Source organism: Microbispora sp. CSR-4, assembly GCF_008033685.1.
Lineage (GTDB): Bacteria > Actinomycetota > Actinomycetes > Streptosporangiales > Streptosporangiaceae > Microbispora.
In genome coordinates this window covers 28,438-43,605 of sequence record NZ_VJVX01000027.1, presented here as the reverse complement: position 1 = coordinate 43,605, position 15,168 = coordinate 28,438, and the positions used below count along the sequence as shown (strand labels likewise).

At 71.9% G+C, this 15,168-nt stretch carries 13 protein-coding genes; 4 read left to right on the top strand and 9 right to left on the bottom strand.

Going from position 1 to position 15,168, the window contains the following annotated elements; all coding sequences use genetic code 11:
• Positions 1–6: 6 nt before the first annotated feature.
• Positions 7–2,274: a polysaccharide lyase 8 family protein gene (locus tag FLV34_RS20600; protein ID WP_147943819.1), complete on the bottom strand. Its 2,268-nt coding sequence runs from the start codon at positions 2,272–2,274 to the stop codon at positions 7–9.
• 115 nt (positions 2,275–2,389) lie between these two features.
• Here FLV34_RS20600 and FLV34_RS20595 point away from each other — a divergent pair, with 115 nt between their 5' ends.
• Positions 2,390–3,172 carry a hypothetical protein gene (locus tag FLV34_RS20595; RefSeq protein WP_187280677.1) on the top strand — a complete coding sequence of 261 codons (783 nt, stop codon included), beginning with the start codon at positions 2,390–2,392 and terminating at the stop codon, positions 3,170–3,172.
• 76 nt (positions 3,173–3,248) lie between these two features.
• Here FLV34_RS20595 and FLV34_RS20590 read toward each other — a convergent pair whose 3' ends face one another.
• The 8 genes from FLV34_RS20590 to FLV34_RS20555 are packed head-to-tail and all read right to left on the bottom strand — an operon-like array spanning position 3,249 to position 10,901.
• Positions 3,249–4,250, bottom strand: a complete 1,002-nt coding sequence (locus FLV34_RS20590; RefSeq protein ID WP_168066397.1) for a glycosyltransferase family 2 protein — start codon at positions 4,248–4,250, stop codon at positions 3,249–3,251.
• Complete coding sequence (locus FLV34_RS20585) at positions 4,247–5,515, bottom strand: glycosyltransferase family 4 protein (protein WP_147943817.1); 1,269 nt, start codon at positions 5,513–5,515, stop codon at positions 4,247–4,249. The genes FLV34_RS20590 and FLV34_RS20585 overlap by 4 nt, the downstream gene beginning before the upstream one ends.
• On the bottom strand, positions 5,512–6,780 hold the full coding sequence (locus tag FLV34_RS20580; protein WP_168066399.1) for a lipopolysaccharide biosynthesis protein: 1,269 nt from the start codon (positions 6,778–6,780) through the stop codon (positions 5,512–5,514). The genes FLV34_RS20585 and FLV34_RS20580 overlap by 4 nt, the downstream gene beginning before the upstream one ends.
• A 4-nt stretch (positions 6,781–6,784) precedes the next feature.
• Positions 6,785–7,561, bottom strand: a complete 777-nt coding sequence (locus FLV34_RS20575; protein ID WP_260617470.1) for an NTP transferase domain-containing protein — start codon at positions 7,559–7,561, stop codon at positions 6,785–6,787.
• Positions 7,551–8,213 carry an HAD family phosphatase gene (locus tag FLV34_RS20570; RefSeq protein ID WP_147943816.1) on the bottom strand — a complete coding sequence of 221 codons (663 nt, stop codon included), beginning with the start codon at positions 8,211–8,213 and terminating at the stop codon, positions 7,551–7,553. Before FLV34_RS20570 ends, FLV34_RS20575 begins: the two co-directional genes overlap by 11 nt.
• Positions 8,210–9,409 (bottom strand): 2-phospho-L-lactate transferase CofD family protein, encoded by a 1,200-nt coding sequence (locus FLV34_RS20565; protein ID WP_142650856.1) that lies wholly within the window; start codon positions 9,407–9,409, stop codon positions 8,210–8,212. Before FLV34_RS20565 ends, FLV34_RS20570 begins: the two co-directional genes overlap by 4 nt.
• Positions 9,406–10,200, bottom strand: coding sequence for a glycosyltransferase family 2 protein (locus FLV34_RS20560; protein ID WP_260617471.1), 795 nt, complete (start codon positions 10,198–10,200; stop codon positions 9,406–9,408). Before FLV34_RS20560 ends, FLV34_RS20565 begins: the two co-directional genes overlap by 4 nt.
• A complete protein-coding gene (locus FLV34_RS20555) occupies positions 10,197–10,901 on the bottom strand; it encodes a hypothetical protein (protein ID WP_240971957.1) in 705 nt (234 codons plus the stop codon). Before FLV34_RS20555 ends, FLV34_RS20560 begins: the two co-directional genes overlap by 4 nt.
• 651 nt (positions 10,902–11,552) lie before the next feature.
• Here FLV34_RS20555 and FLV34_RS20550 point away from each other — a divergent pair.
• The 3 genes from FLV34_RS20550 to FLV34_RS20540 are packed head-to-tail and all read left to right on the top strand — an operon-like array spanning position 11,553 to position 15,165.
• Complete coding sequence (locus FLV34_RS20550; protein WP_147943815.1) at positions 11,553–13,217, top strand: extracellular solute-binding protein; 1,665 nt, start codon at positions 11,553–11,555, stop codon at positions 13,215–13,217.
• On the top strand, positions 13,214–14,257 hold the full coding sequence (locus FLV34_RS20545; protein ID WP_261985848.1) for a sugar ABC transporter permease: 1,044 nt from the start codon (positions 13,214–13,216) through the stop codon (positions 14,255–14,257). The genes FLV34_RS20550 and FLV34_RS20545 overlap by 4 nt, the downstream gene beginning before the upstream one ends.
• Positions 14,254–15,165 (top strand): carbohydrate ABC transporter permease, encoded by a 912-nt coding sequence (locus tag FLV34_RS20540; protein WP_142650858.1) that lies wholly within the window; start codon positions 14,254–14,256, stop codon positions 15,163–15,165. The genes FLV34_RS20545 and FLV34_RS20540 overlap by 4 nt, the downstream gene beginning before the upstream one ends.
• The last annotated feature ends 3 nt before the right edge of the window (positions 15,166–15,168 follow it).

Here is a 15,168-nt window from a genome sequence, read left to right as displayed (position 1 = left end):
CCCTGCTCAGGTCGTCGAAACGACGAGCCGGACGGCGATGGTGCGGGAGGCGCCCTCGTGGTCGGCCGGCGCCGTGAAGGTGAGCGTGAGCCGGGCGCCGGTCTCCGCGCGCTCCAGGAGCGGGTGCCCGCGTGTGACCGCCGCCACCGGCCGGTCCCACGTCACCGTCAGCTCGTCGAGGGCACGCCGGGGATCGGCAACCGTCACCGTGGCCGTGCCGTCGCCGAGGTCGCGTACGAGGACCGCGCACGGACCGGAGGCCGTCAGGAGGCCCGCGTGTCCGCCCGTCCAGAAGTTGACCGCGGTGACGCCCAGCGACGGGACCTCGATCCCCTGCTGCGCCGAGGTGTTGGCGAGCACCCGGGCCCAGCCGGGATCGGCGGCGCGGGCGGCGGTCTCGGCCGGGCCCGCCCCCGGCATGAGGTGGTAGACGTAGTCGGCCGCGTCGGGGTCCACACCGTGGTCGAGCCACAGCGTGGTGTAGGTCCGGGTGACCCCCGCGGCCGTGCGGTCCTCGCGCAGCGTGCGCAGCGGCCGGCCGGCGGGCACGACGTAACCGCCGTGGCCGTCCAGGTGCGCCCATCCGGTCGCCACGGTGAGCCGGGCGCAGGTCCTGCGGTTGTCCACGACGGTCTCGACCGGCACGCCGTCGCGGCACGTGATGCCGGCGCCGAGGCAGACCACGGTGTCGTCGAGGAAGAACCAGGATTTGAACGCCTCCAGCGTGCTCTCCAGGCCGTAGAGGTGCTGGCCCACGGCGGCGTACGTGCCGTCGGTCGCGCCGCCGACCCATTCGGCCGGCGGGCGGGTGTCGCCCCACGCGCCGCCCGCGCCGTCGGGCAGCCGCCGGGTGGAGACCGTCGTGCCCGGCAGCCGGTAGGGGTCCACGGTGGGCCAGAAGGCGTCGGAGTAGTGGTCGCCGTGCCCGCGCGCCCACCAGTAGAGCATCCCCGAGCCGGTGTGCCAGCCGCGCAGGTTCTCACCGTTGCCGTGCTCGTAGCGCGCCACGCGGGAGGAGGCCATGCTGACCGCCGCGCACCAGCCGAGCCTGCGGTGAACGGCGCGGGCGCTCGCCGGGAACAGCCGGTGCCCGGCGGGCTCGGCGGCGGCCGGGACGGTCGCGTCGTCCAGCACCGCCGACAGCCGCCCGTGGAACGCGAGATCGCTCTGGGCCGCCGCCGTGAGCATGGGCTTGACGGTGTCGCGGACGGCCCAGCCCTTGACCATGGCGCGCCAGCGGGCCCGCTCGGCCTCCGGGGCGGTCTCGGCCAGCAGCAGGACCGCCGCGGCGATCTCCCTGCCCCTCCGGTGGTCGCCGTACGACCCTCTGGTGATGCCCCGGCCGCGTACGAGGTCCATGCAGGCGCCGTCGTGGACGAAGGGCGCGAACGCCAGGTCGACGGCGTCGAGCACGGTGCCCGCCGCCGGGTCGGTGATCTCCCACGGTGTGCCGCGCAGCACGGCGAACAGCGTCGCGAGGCCGGTCAGCAGCACCGCGCCATATCCGCCCTGATAGGGGACGGACCCGTGCTGGATGAACGAGCCGTCGCGGTGGAAGCCGTCGCCATCGGTGACGTAGGGGAACACCGGGGAGAGCGCGGAGACCGCGAGCGCGGCACGATCGGGATCTGCCCCGGCGATCGCCCGCAGCAGCGTGACCGTGCACAGATCGACCCGGTTCGCCCCGGTGCTGTTGCCCTCGTAGTCGTCCAGGCGGCTCTCCGGCACGAAGGCGTCCACCGCCGCGCACAGCGCCGCGACCTGGGTGTCCGTCACATACGCGGCCGCCAGCACGGCGGCGTCGAGCAGCGCCCGGGGCGTCCCGATCTGCCAGTCCCACCAGTTGCCCGTCTGCTCGGCGTCCTCGGCGTACACGTGGCGCACGTAGTGCTCGATGCCCGCGGCTACCGCCGTGCCGAGCCCCGGCTCCGCGGTCAGCCCGGTGCCGGGCAGCGCGTACGCGCGGGCCATCGCCCGCAACCGGGCCGGGGTGGCGTCGAGCGAGGGGAAGGGCAGGTCGGGCCAGAGCGATCGGGCGGTCGGCGTCATCGTGTCGCGGTGCCGGCGGGCCTGCGCGCCCAGCCGCGCCAGCCGGCTCCGGTACGGCTCCCGCTCCGGGTCGAAGGTCCCGGGATATCCGAGCGTGACCTCGCGCCATCGGCGGCGCAGCAGGGTGAAGGTCGCGGGGTCGGCCTTCCGGCGGGGAGCGCAGGCGGCGGTCAGCGCGGCGAGCCCGCCGAGCTGCAGAAATAATCGCCGGGAAGGTCCGTTCACGCGTAGATTATCCGCGCGCTTCCCCTCTTTCATCGATCTTCCGCACGGCTCTATGGGAGCGCTCCCAGATGACGTACTTTACTTCTGCCGTTGTCACCGGGAAAAGGAGCGCGTCGTGCGACGACTGTTACCCGTGGTGTCCTCCTGTCTGGCCCTGCTGCTGTCGCCGGCCCCCGCGTCGGCCGCCTCCGCGTCCCCGTCACACGGGCCGGACACCTGCGCGAAGGGCGGCACGCTGTTCTGCGAGGACTTCCAGTCGCTGCCGGTCGGCGGCGCGGCGAGCCTCAAGTGGGGCGTCGACACCAAGCACGGCACGCTCACGGTGGAGCGCGGCCCCCGCGGCCAGAAGATGCTGCACGTCCACACCGAGGGCAACGGCCGGGCGTTCCTCAAGGTGGACGACTTCGCCCCGCCCGGCAACGGCTTCTACGGCCGCCTGCGGCTGCGCGTCAAGGCGTTCCCCACCGCCCCCGACTGGGCCCACTACACGCTGGTCGAGGCCACCGGCGCGGGGCCGGAGATCGTCCGGCCGCTCGGCGGTCAGTGGGTCCCCACGCTGGGCAAGGACCTGTGGGGCGTCGGCGCGGACGGCGGCCCGACGGGCGACTGGACCAACTGGCGCGAGTCGACCCCGTCGCGGGCGGACGTGTGGCAGTGCGTCGAGTGGCGGATGGATCCCGCCGACAACGCGATCTCGCTCTGGTTCGACGGCGTGCCCAAGCCCGACCTCACCGTGTCGACCCGGAGCCACGGCGGCAACGACGTCGACTTCGTCTTCCCCCGCTTCGACACCGTGAAGATCGGCTGGCAGCTCTACCAGCCGAACCCCTCCCCCTCGGCGTACGACCTCTGGGTGGACGACATCGCCCTGAGCAGCAGGCGCGTCGGCTGCGCCTGACGTCTCACGCGCCCGGTCACGCGGCCCGTCACGCGCCCGGTCACGCGCCCGGTCACGCGCCCGGTCACGCGGCCCGTCACGCGGTCTGCCGGGCATCGCGCGGGCCGGTCAGCAGGCGCAGCGAGCCTGCGGCCAGGCCCGCGACGAGCACCACATGGACGACCAGATGGACGGCCATGAAATAGGCGGCGAAGATCGGCCCCCGCTGCCGCCGTACGAACCCGACCAGCTCCGGATCGGCGAGGACGAACCCGGCGACGAACACGGCAGGGACGGCGAGCAGCAGGGGATGGAACAGCCCGAACGGCACGCTCAGCAGCACCAGCCCCAGCCCGGCCAGGGCGAGCCCGCACGACAGGATGCCCGCCGGGCTGTTGGCGTGCTCCGGCTTGGCGGCCCCGCGCCGGGTGGTGGTCAGCGCGAGCGGGATCAGCGGCAGCGCCCGCCGCCACTGCTCGCCGAGCACCGGCAGCAGGCGGCTGCCGTCGTCGTGGCGGCCCACGACCGTGTCGGTCAGCACGATCCGGCTGCGTACGGCGAGCCTGCTGCTGTATTCGACGTCCTCGCAGTCGCGCAGCCGCTCGTCGAGCCTGCCCACGGCCAGCAGCACGTCGCGGCGGACGGCGGCGAGGGCGAACACCACGCTGTTGACCTCGCCCAGGTGGCGACGGCGCCAGTGCACCGCGTGGAGGATGCGATACCACTCGACCGGCCCGTCGTCGATGAGCGGCACGGTGTCGTAGACCCCGTGGACGCAGCCGACCTCGGGATCGTGCTCCAGGATCTCCATCGCGTTCGCGACGGCGTCGGGCCGCAGCGCCACGTCGGAGTCGAGGAAGAAGATCACATCGCCCGTGGTGGCGTCGATCCCGGCGTTCCTGGCGGCCGACACGCCCCGGTTCTCCGGCAGCCGCACGACCCGGCAGCCCAGCTCCTCGGCGATCCGCGCCGAGCCGTCGGTGCTCGCGTCGTCCACCACGACGATCTCGCCGGGCGGCCGGGTCTGCGCCAGCGCCGACTCCAGGCACAGCCGCAACGTCCTGGCCGCGTTGTAGCACGGCACGACCAGCGAGATCATCGTCTCGTCCCCTCCGTCGAGAGCACCTTGGCGTACACGGCGAGCGTCTCCTCGGCGGCGCGACCCCAGCTCAGCGTCTCGCGCACCAGCCGCTCGCCCCGCTCGGCCAGGGCGCGGCGCAGCCCGGGATCTGTCATGACCTCGATCACCCCGTCGGCGATGTCGCGGGGATCGGCCGCCCGCACGAACCGTACGGCGGGCCGCTCGGGGTCGCCGAGGAAGATCCGGGAGAAGCCGTCACCGAGGATCACCGGCCGGGCCAGGGCCATCGCCTCGGTCGCCACCAACCCGAACGGCTCGAAGAGCGAGGGGAAGACGCAGGCGTCGGCCATCGCGTAATAGTCCAGCAGCGCCCGCTTGTCCACGAAGCCGCCGGAGGTCAGCACCCGGCCGCCGAGCCCGCTCTCGTTGACGATCCGCGCGACGCCCGCCTCGTCGCCCTCCCCCACGAGCACCAGGCGCAGCCCCGGCACGGCGGGCGCGATGTCGCGCATGGCGTCGAGCAGCGGATAGATCCCCTTCTGCCGTTCGAGGCGGCCGACGAACAGCAGCACCGGATCGTCCTCGGCGATGCCGAGCCGGGCGCGCAGGTCCGCCGCGCCGGCGCGCAGCCTGTCGCGGTCGAACGCGGGGTCGGCGACCACCCGCTCGTACGTGCCGCCGAGGCGGACGACGTCGATGGGCGAGCGGTCCCAGCCCGCCTCGAGCAGTTGCTCGCGCACCTCCGGGGTGGCGACCACGACCCGCCGGGAGATCCGCGCCAGCCACCGCTCCAGCGCGGCGAACAGGTTGAGCGGGTCGGTGATGCTGCGCTGCGGGGCGACGCCATATTCGGTGGTGTGCACGTGGAACACGACCGGCAGCCGCAGCACGTAGTGGCACAGCAGGCCGCACAGGAAGTTCGTCGAGTCGTGCACGGCGACGAGATCGGGCCGCCGGCCGGGACGCAGCCGCCGCAGGAGCAGGAAGTAGCGCCAGTTGCTCACCACGACGGTCAGCGCGAGCAGGAGGAACTCCACACCCCGCGTCCGGTTGAGCCGCCTGCGGCGGGCGATCGCCCTGGTCAGCAGCACGAGCACCCGCCCGCGCGGCCGGTAGACGCCGATGCCGCCGGCCCGCTCCCACACGTGCAGGCGGCCGTCGTTCAGCGTGAAGACCGCCATCTCGTGGTCGCGGGCCAGGTGGGGGGCGATCAGCTCGGCGTAGCGGCCGAGCCCCGCCGTGATGTTGGGCGGGAACTGGTTGATGACGTGGGCGATCCTCACCCGCGCACCTCCGATGCGCCGGCCGGCCGATAGAGCCGGGCGGAGACGGCCGTCACGACGGCCACGAGGACGAGATTGCTCAGGGCGAAGGCCACCAGCCCGCCGATCAGCCCCTGCCAGGCGATCAGCGCCGCCTGGCAGGCGAGCGCGAGCGGCGTCCCGGCCAGCAGGCAGCCGATGAGCACCTTGGCCCCCCGCACCCCGTCCATGGTCAGGGCGACCTGCTGGAGGTTGAACACCGTGTGCGCGCCGATCCCGAGCGCCGACAGCGCCATCAGGCCCAGCGCGTACGGATACTCGCCTCCCACGAGCAGGAAGAAGACCGTGCTCGCCGCGAACGAGAACACGGCGGTCGCCGCGAACACCACCGGGGCGAGCCGGGCGATCCGCCGCATCACGGCGGGTTTGTCCAAGGTCGCCAGCGTGGGCAGCAGCACCAGGCCGATCCCGTCGGTGAACACCACCCCGAGCAGCCGTTTGGGGAAACCGTTGTAGACGGAGTAGACGCCCACGTCGGCCCGGGGCGCCCAGTGGTTGAGGAAGATCACGTCCACCCCGAACACCACCGCCGTCAGCGCGGCGATGGCGGTGACGTACGCGCCGTGCCGGTAGAGCGAGCGGGCCAGCGCCCACGACCACGACCGGGGCACGACCTCGAACCCGGCGGCCGAGACCAGGGCGAAGACCAGGTTGGTGCCGATCAGCGCGACCAGGTAGGGCTCGGCGTCCCGCACGCCGAAGACCAGCAGGCAGCACGCGGCGGCGCCCAGATAGACGACGGCCACGGCGAGCTTGAGCCCGGCGACGAGGCGGAACCTCTTCAGCCCGCGCAGGAAGCTCTCGGTGAGCTGGTTGAGCGTCATCGACAGCGCCAGCGCCAGCGCGAAGGCGAGCGTGCGGGTGTCCACGCCGAGCACGGCGGTCAGCAGCGGCGCGGCGGCGAGACCCGCGGCGAAGACCACCGCGCCCAGCACGAGCGTGGCCAGCAGCGCCGTCGTCACCAGGGCGGGCCGCGCCCCCGGCTCGGCCCGCGGCAACTCCTGGAACATGACGTAGTTGAGGCTGGTCAGCATGCCGACGGTGACGATCAGCGCGATCGACAGGACCACGGTGAACTGGCCGAACGCCGCGGCGCCGATCCCCCGCGCGATGACGAGCGTGGTCGCGGCGGCCGTGCCGCTGGCCATGGTGCTGACCAGCGTGGGCCCGGCGGCCCAGCGGTGGGCGGCCAGGAGCCCGGCCGCCCGGTCCGTCAGCGCGCCCACCCCGTCACGCCCACCGCAGGTGTGCCCGCCGGGCGAATTCGAGGTCGTCGGCCGTGTTGACGCCGCGCGCCTCGTCGGGGTCGGTCACCGGCACCACCGTCAGCGGCCAGTGCCGCTCCCGGGACAGATAGGGCAGGAACGGCAGGAAGTTGACCTCCCCGGTGCGGGCGCCCACGTCCGCCCCGCCCAGATAGCGGGTCCACTCCTCCCGGAGCCCCCCAGTGGTCAGGCCCGTGCTCGTACGCGTGCTCAGGCAGAAGACGCCCACGTCGCTGAGCCCGCCGGGGCGGCACTCGTCGCCCTCCCGCGACTGGCGCACCCGCACCAGCGTCCCGGCGTCGTCGAGCTCATACTCCACGTACGGCTCGGCCATCGGCACCAGCGGGAGCGTGATCCCCTTCTCGTGCGCCCGGACGACCCGGCCGGCCGTCTCGGGGGACAGGCCCGCCTGGTCGCCCCAGACCACCAGGATCGTGTCGTACGCCTCCCAGTGCGGCGCGGCGCCGAAGATCGCGCCGCCCATCCCGGTGGGCCGCTCCTGCACGCTCACCGAGACCGCGCCGGTCGCGATCTCGTCCGCCGCCAGCGCCCGGAACGGCCCCTCACCCTGCGGGGACATCACGACGTGGACGTGCTCGACGTACGGCCGCAGCCGCTCGTGCAGCACGTGCCACACGGTGACGCCGTCGGCGATCTCCACCATGATCTTGGGGATGTCCAGGCCGAGGCGGCTCCCCCGCCCGGCCGCCGGGATCACCGCGCACAACCGTTCAGCAGGCACCGCCCACCTCCGCATACAGGAGAGACAGGATCTGTTCGAGGTCGCGTACGGCCACCGCCCCGGGAGCGGGCTCCGCCGTGTGGACGTGCAGGGTCGTCAGGCCCGCGCCGACCGCCGACGCCACCCCGTGCGCGGAGTCCTCCAGCACCACGGCCGCGCCGGGGTCGAGCCCCCAGTGCGCGCACGCGTACGCGTAGAAGGCCGGGTCGGGCTTGCTCGCCGGGACGTCGTCGCTGGTGAGCACGCCCCTGAAGTACGCGCCCAGCGAGCAGGCGGCGAGCACCCGCGCGACCGACGCCCGGCTGCCGCTGGTGACGAGGTAGGCGTCGCGGCCGGCGGCGACCAGGCGGCCGAGCAGCCGCCGCGCGCCGGGGAACACCGCCACCACGCCGGCCCGCTCGCGGTAGAGCCGCTGCTTCAGCCGGGCCAGCCGGTCCGCCTCCCCGGTCTCGCCCAGCAGGCGCACCGCCACCTCGTGGGTGCTCGCGCCCGCGTGGTCGGCGTAGCGGAAGGACGCGAGCCGATCGGGCGCGACCTCGGCGATGGCCTGCCGGAACGCCGCCTCGTGCGCCGGGCAGGAGTCCACCAGCGTGCCGTCGAGGTCGAAGAGCCAGACGCGGCGGGCGCACGCGTCCGCCAGGACCGCCGTCATCGGGCCCGCGCCAAGGCCGCCTCGTCCCTGATGGCGAGCAGGGCCTCGGCCGTGCGTTCCGCGTGGTGCACGCCGCGGTGATCCAGGTCGGCGCCGATCCAGCGGGCCCCCGCCCATTCCCCCCGGTCGAGCACGCCGTACGGCACCGCCGGGGCGTCCGGCGTGGACGCGTGATGGCTCAGCACGTGGGTCACCAGCCGCCGCTCGTTGCGGGGATCACCGAGGTAGGCCAGCGTGCGGTCCACGAGGTCGGGCGCGCTCAGCCCCCGGACGTCGTGGTCGTTGCGGGTGTTGACGACGAACACCTTGGCCGCCGCCCGGCTCCGCGCGACGGCGTCGGCCACGCCCGGCGTGAGATAGCTGGGCAGGAGCGAGGAGTGCGGGGTGCCGGGGCCATAGACGATGAGGTCGGCGTCGCGGATCGCCGCGAGCGCCCGCGGGTTCGGCGTCACCTCGGCGCGCTCGCGGCGCAGGACCTCCCTGGTCCACGCGGGCGGCAGCGCCTCCAGCTCGGCCCGCCGCCGCGCGCCGAGCGGCTCGCGCAGCAGGAACAGGTCGGTGATCGCTCCGGGGCCCTGCGGCGCGACGATCTCGGCCTCGTCGGCCAGCAGGCCGCCGTCGCGCCGGAGCGCGGCCAGGAAGGCGTTCTCCCCGTTGGTCACGTTGAGCAGCCGTACGGGTGAGCCGAACGTTCGGGCGCAGGCCTCGACGGCGGCGTTGAAGTCCCGGCCGAGCCGCAGGTAGGCCCCCGCGAACACGAGGTTGCCGAGCGCGCAGTCGGAAAGGTCGAGCCCGTGCGGATAGGCGGCGAGCCGCCGGGCGAACACGCGCAGGTCGGCCGTGACGGCCTCGCGGGCCGCCTCCGGCAGCGCCGCGAACCGGCCGCGCCGCGCGGTGATCGACTCGATGACGGCGGCGAGCCCCGCGGGCGTCGTCCCGCCCGGCAGCCGGTGGTCGAGCACGGCCGCCAGCGCGGCCTGCGCCGGATCGGCGGGATCGAGGTGGAGCAGGAGGTTCTTGCGGAAGTCCGACGGCCCGAGCATCCCGGGCAGATAGCGCCGCAGCGCGCCGGTGGAAAGGCCGTTGTCGTAGCCGTTCACGATCAGCGACAGGACGACGCCCGGAGCGCCCAGCATGCCCCTCGCGATGCCGGCCGCCCCTCGTCCGCCGCAGAACATCGTCACCGCGACGTTCATCGGCTCTCCTCACGCGCCGCCGGCCTGCGCAGGACCCCCCGGCGCAGCAGCCAGTGGCGATAGCCGAGATAGGCGACGAACAGGGCCCGGTCGCGGGCGCCGCGCCAGTATCGCCAGCCGCGCGCGCCGCCGCCGCGCTCCCGGTGCTCTATCGGGACCTCCACCCACGCGTGGCCCATCTCGGCGACCCGCGCGGTGATCTCGGTCGAGCAGTTCATCCCGGCCGACTCCAGCGGCAGCGACCGGAAGAGCGGGCCGTGCACCACCTTGAAGATCGAGTTGAAGTCGCGGTAGCGCGTGTGGTGGAGCAGGTTGCTGACCGCGCCGCTGGCCGCCGACCCCCATCGGTAGGCCAGGCCGTCGGCCTTCCTGATCCGTGCCCCGGAGAACGCCAGGGCCTCCCCGGCCTGGACGCGCGGCAGGATGCGATCGAGGTTGGCGATCGGAAACTGGCCGTCGGAGTCGAGCAGCACCACCCAGTCGAGCCGGGTATGGGCGATCGCGGCGGCGATGGCCGCGCCCGCGCCGCGGTTGCGCTCGAACGTGACGACGACGAGCCGCGGGCACCGTTCCCGCAGGCCGGCCAGGATCTCGCCGGTCGCGTCGCGGCTCCCGTCGTCGCAGACCACGATCTCCCAGTCGCCCACGGCCGGGGCGTTCTCCAGGTAGTCCTGCCACTCGCCCACCACCGCCGCGATGGTCTCCGCCTCGTTGTACGCGGGCGCGGCCACGGAGATGTCGACGGGGATGCCGACGGGGATGCCGACTGTGCTGTTCACGGAGGTGCTCACGGCTCCCCCGCGCCCAGCAGGCGGCCGATCCAGCGGTCGAGGGGCAGCAGGTTGACCCCGATGATGACCGGGACGTGCACGAGCGCGAACACGATCGTCGCGCCGAACGAGATCGGTCCCCCGGTGAAGAGGTTGATGTGCGGCGCGTCGATGACCTCGGGGATGCCGACCGGGTTGACGACGAACCACATGATGTCGAGGAAGCCCGAGAACACGATGAGGACCCCGCTCAGCATGATCTTCAGGGTGCGGCCCGGGGTGCCCCCGCCGATGCGGTAGGCGGCGGCCACCGTGAGCACGATGCCGGGATAGAGCAGCAGATAGAGGTGCGTGTAGAAGCTGTCGCCCTGGGCCCGCGCGCCGTCGCCGTAGTAGAACCAGCTGATCCGCGGGATGAGATAGCCGGTGAAGAAGACGAACGGCACGTAGAGCAGCCAGCTCAGCCGGGGAGACACCCAGGGGAAGACCGCGATGGCCACGCACAGGCAGGCGAACGCGACCAGCTTGGCCACCAGTTCCCAGGGCGAGCCGATCTCCCTGGCGTGCGGCGTGGCCAGCCACACGAAGGCGAACCCGAGCGCCCCGACGGCCAGGGCCATCCACCACAGGTGGGGCGCCCAGGGGCGGGAGCCGGCGCGGACGACGTCCGCCGGGACATCTCCGTCGAGCCGGGACGGAGGACTTTTGCCGAATGCCGTCATGGAGACGCGGCACCTTCCTTCCAACGTGCCCTTCGGGCAGGCGTGCCGGATGGCGCTGCGGAGAATGCAGCCGGGCGGAGCGGGAGCGCTCCCACGCATTATGTCATTCTCATCCGGAAATGCGTCCGGAATATCAGATATTGGGCGCTAGGTGCGGACATTTACCACATCTGCGCTGGTCAGACATGATGCCAGGCAGAGAAATTGTACTGATGGGTAGTTGAATCCGGCGCTATCTCCCCAATTCACGTGCGTTACGGACAATGTCAACCGTGTTTGCGGACGTATGTCAATTCCGGTCCGACACTATTCGGTCCGTCCGAAATACGGGAAATGCCCTATCGGCCCGCACCGGGCTCGGCCGGCGGAGCGCCCGGCGGGGCTGGCGAGCTCGGCGGGGCGTCCGTGAGCGTCCCGCGAGGGTGAGCAGCAGCCTCGTACGGCCCGCTGCCCGCTTAGCCCATGACGACGGCCGGCGTCCCGGGGGCCATACGCAGGCAGGCGTGACGGGGCGACCTCGTGAGGGTGATGAACGTTTCACGGAATCTTGTCGCCACCCCGCTCTCAGGTTAATTTGTTTGGCCAATTGACGAACTAACTGACGTCGTCGACACTCCGAGAAAACCCCCCGTTCCCGGAAGGATCGCACCAATGAGCCAACCGCCCGGCGGCCCCCTGACCAGCCGCCGCGGATTCCTCGGACTGGTCGGCGCGGGCGCGCTCGCCGCCGCAGGTCTCACCGGCTGCGCGGCCAAGAAGGAAGTGTCCAAGGGCACCGCCGTCGCCGCCGACAAGCTGAAGGGCCTCGTGCCCACCCGCGTGCCGTTCCAGGTGCCCGGCCTGTCGCCCGACCTGCCGGGCTCCGAATTCGTCGAACCCGGCTTCCTGACCAGGCCGGGCACGATGGTCCAGGCCGTCGCCGCCAAGCCGATCACCAGCGGCGCGGAGGTGAAGGTCATGACCCCGCTGTGGGGCACCGTCCCTCCCGGCCTCGGCGAGAACTCCTACTACGACGCCGTCAACGAGCGGCTCGGCGGAGCCGTCCGGTTCAACATCTCCGACGGCAACACCTACGTCGACAAGCTGAACACGATCCTGGCCAGCGGCGACGTCCCCGACATGATCCAGATCCCGGGCTGGAACCTGATCAGCATCGCTCACTTCACCGAGGCGGCCAACAAGCTCTTCGCCGACCTGTCGCCCTACCTCGCGGGCGACAAGGCCAAGGAGTTCCCGCTGCTGGCCAGCTACGACACCGCCGCGTGGGAGTACGGCGTGTTCGGCGGCGTGCTCCAGGGCATCCCGTGGCAGAACGCGCCCTATCCGTTCGCCACCGTCGTGCGTCAGGACATCCTCGACGAGCTCGGCCTGCCCGCGCCCACGAGCGCCGACGACCTGCTCACGCTGGGCAAGGAGCTGACCGACCCGAAGAAGAAGCGCTGGGCGTTCGGCGGCATGGACCAGGAGGTCCAGCGGGCGTTCGGCGCCCCGCGCGAGTGGCGCAAGCAGCCCGACGGCACGCTGATCTACAAGTACGAGACGCCCGAGTGGCTGCAGTCGATCGAGCTGGTGACCAAGCTCTTCGAGGCCGGATATGTCCACCCGGACGTCGTGGCCAACCAGTTCGCCGACCACAAGGAGCCCTTCGGCGCCGGGCAGATCGTCATGTACAAGGACGGGATCGGCGCGATCCACGAGCTGTTCGGCCGGTTCCTGCCCGGCAACCCCAAGTTCAACGTGCGGGCGGTGGACCCCTACCCGGCCCACGCGGGCGGCAAGGTCATCGTCTGGCGCAACGAGCCCGCCGGCATGTTCTGCTTCATCAAGAAGGGCCTCGGCGACGCCCGTACGCGCGAGCTGATCGGCATCGCCAACTGGTGCTCCGCGCCGTACGGCACGCAGGAGTACGACCTGGTCAACAACGGCGTCGAGGGCAAGCACTTCACGATCAAGGACGGGCAGGTCCAGCAGACCGCGCTCGGCCGCAAGGAGTTCGCCCCGACGTACATGTTCCTGTCCGGGCGGCCCGGCGCGATCACCGAGAACCAGTACCCCGGCTACGTCGAGGCGTACCACGGCTGGCAGCAGACGGCTTCGCAATACCTGGAGAACGACCCGTTCGTCGGCATCCGGGTCGAGGTGCCGTCGAAGATGGCCGCTCTCGTCAAGCCGACCGAGGACAAGATGAACGAGATCTTCCGCGGCAAGCGCCCGATCTCGGAGTGGGCCCAGATCGTCAAGGACTGGCAGGAGCAGGGCGGCAACGAGGCCCGCGAGTTCTACATGAAGGTCGCCAGGGAGAACGGCCGGCTGTGAGCGCGAACGCGGACACGGGGAGCGTGGCGGAGGTCCGGCCCGGGGCGACCCAGGCCGGACCTGCCCCCGGCCCACAGAAGGACACGCAGAACGACACACAGAACGACACACAGAACGACACGCGGCGCGACTCCTTCGCCGCGCGGCTGCGCCGCGACTGGCCGCTGCTGGTCATGGCCATGCCGATGCTGGTGCTCGTCACCGCCTTCTGGTGGGTGCCGGCGCTGGGAAACGTCATCGCCTTCCAGGACTACAACCCGTTCAGCGGCGGCATCCTGGGCAGCCCGATCATCGGCTTCACCAACTTCGCCCAGCTGTTCGGCGACCCGCAGTTCATCCGGGCGATCGTGAACACCCTGGGCATCACCGCGTTCCAGCTCGTCTTCTACTTCCCGGTGCCGATCGCGCTCGCGCTGCTGCTCAACAGCGTGGTCTCCGGGCGGCTGCGGGCGTTCATCCAGGGCGTCGTCTATCTGCCCCACTTCTTCTCGTGGGTGCTGGTGGTCGCGATCTTCCAGCAGATGTTCGGCGGCGCCGGCCTCATCGCGCAGATCCTGCGCGACCACGGATACTCCGGGATCGACTGGATGACGAACTCCGACACGTTCATCCTGCTCGTGACCGCCGAGACGGTCTGGAAGGACGCCGGCTGGGGCGCGATCGTGTTCCTCGCCGCGCTCAGCACGATCGACCAGAACCTGTACGAGGCCGCCGCGGTCGACGGGGCCCGCCGCTGGCGCCGCATGTGGCACATCACGCTGCCGGGCCTGCGGCCGGTCATCGTGCTGCTGCTGATCCTGCGGCTCGGTGACGCGCTCAACGTCGGTTTCGAGCAGTTCATGCTGCAGCGCGGCGCGGTCGGCAGCAAGGTGTCGGAGGTCTTCGACACCTTCGTCTACTGGTCCGGCCTGCGCACCGGCGACTTCGGCTACGGCGCGGCGGCCGGGCTGTTCAAGGGCCTGGTCGGGCTGGTGCTCATCCTGGTGGCCAACCGGGTGGCGCACGCCCTGGGCGAACGGGGGGTGTACTCCCGATCATGAGCAAGACGAAGGTCTCCGGGCTCGCGCCCTGGGAGGAGCCGGGCTCGGTCGCGGGCCGGATCGGCAAGGGCGGCGCGCTCGCGCTCATCGTGCTCGCCGTGCTGCTGCCGCTCTACACGATCGTGCTGACCAGCCTGTCGTCGGCCGACACGGTGAACCGGGTCGGCGGCCTGGTGCTGGTGCCGGACGGCATCACGTTCGACGCGTACCGCCAGATCTTCTCCGACAGCGTGGTCAGCCGCGCGGTCCTGGTCAGCACCGGCGTCACCCTCGCCGGCACCGCGGTCAGCCTCGGCGTGAGCGTCCTCGGGGCGTACGCGCTGTCGCGGCCGGGCACCCTGTTCCACCGGCCGATCCTGTTCTGCGTGCTGCTGATGTTCGTGTTCTTCCCCGGCCTGATCCCGTCGTACCTGATGGTCGCCTCGCTCGGGCTGAAGGACTCGTACTGGTCGCTGATCCTGCCGTCGGCCGTGTCGGCGTTCAACGTCGTCGTGCTGCGGGCGTTCTTCATGAACATCCCGCGTGAGCTGCTCGACAGCGCCCGCATCGACGGCGCCGGGGAGTTCCGCATCCTGTGGCGGATCGTGCTGCCGCTGTCGAAGGCCGTCACGGCGGTCATCGGCCTGTTCTACGCCGTCGGCTACTGGAACGCGTGGTTCAACGCCATGCTCTACATCGACGACACCCGCAAGTGGCCGCTGGCCCTGATCCTGCGGTCGTACGTCGTGGACTCCAACCCGCTGCCGACGGCCACCGTGGGCGTGAGCGGCTTCGGCCAGGTCGCGCCGCCCACGCTCGCGATCAAGATGGCCATCGTCGCCATCGCCGTCCTGCCCGCCCTGGTCATCTATCCGTTCGTCCAGCGTCACTTCACCAAGGGCGTCATCATCGGCGCCATCAAGGGCTGACGC

Excerpts from the sequence above, each read along its gene's own strand:
- FLV34_RS20540 (WP_142650858.1), top strand. The coding sequence starts at position 14,254 with ATGAGCAAGACGAAGGTCTCCGGGCTCGCGCCCTGGGAGGAGCCGGGC.
- FLV34_RS20590 (WP_168066397.1), bottom strand. The coding sequence starts at position 4,250 with ATGATCTCGCTGGTCGTGCCGTGCTACAACGCGGCCAGGACGTTGCGG.
- FLV34_RS20555 (WP_240971957.1), bottom strand. The coding sequence starts at position 10,901 with ATGACGGCATTCGGCAAAAGTCCTCCGTCCCGGCTCGACGGAGATGTC.
- FLV34_RS20565 (WP_142650856.1), bottom strand. The coding sequence starts at position 9,409 with ATGAACGTCGCGGTGACGATGTTCTGCGGCGGACGAGGGGCGGCCGGC.
- FLV34_RS20550 (WP_147943815.1), top strand. The coding sequence starts at position 11,553 with ATGAGCCAACCGCCCGGCGGCCCCCTGACCAGCCGCCGCGGATTCCTC.
- FLV34_RS20570 (WP_147943816.1), bottom strand. The coding sequence starts at position 8,213 with ATGACGGCGGTCCTGGCGGACGCGTGCGCCCGCCGCGTCTGGCTCTTC.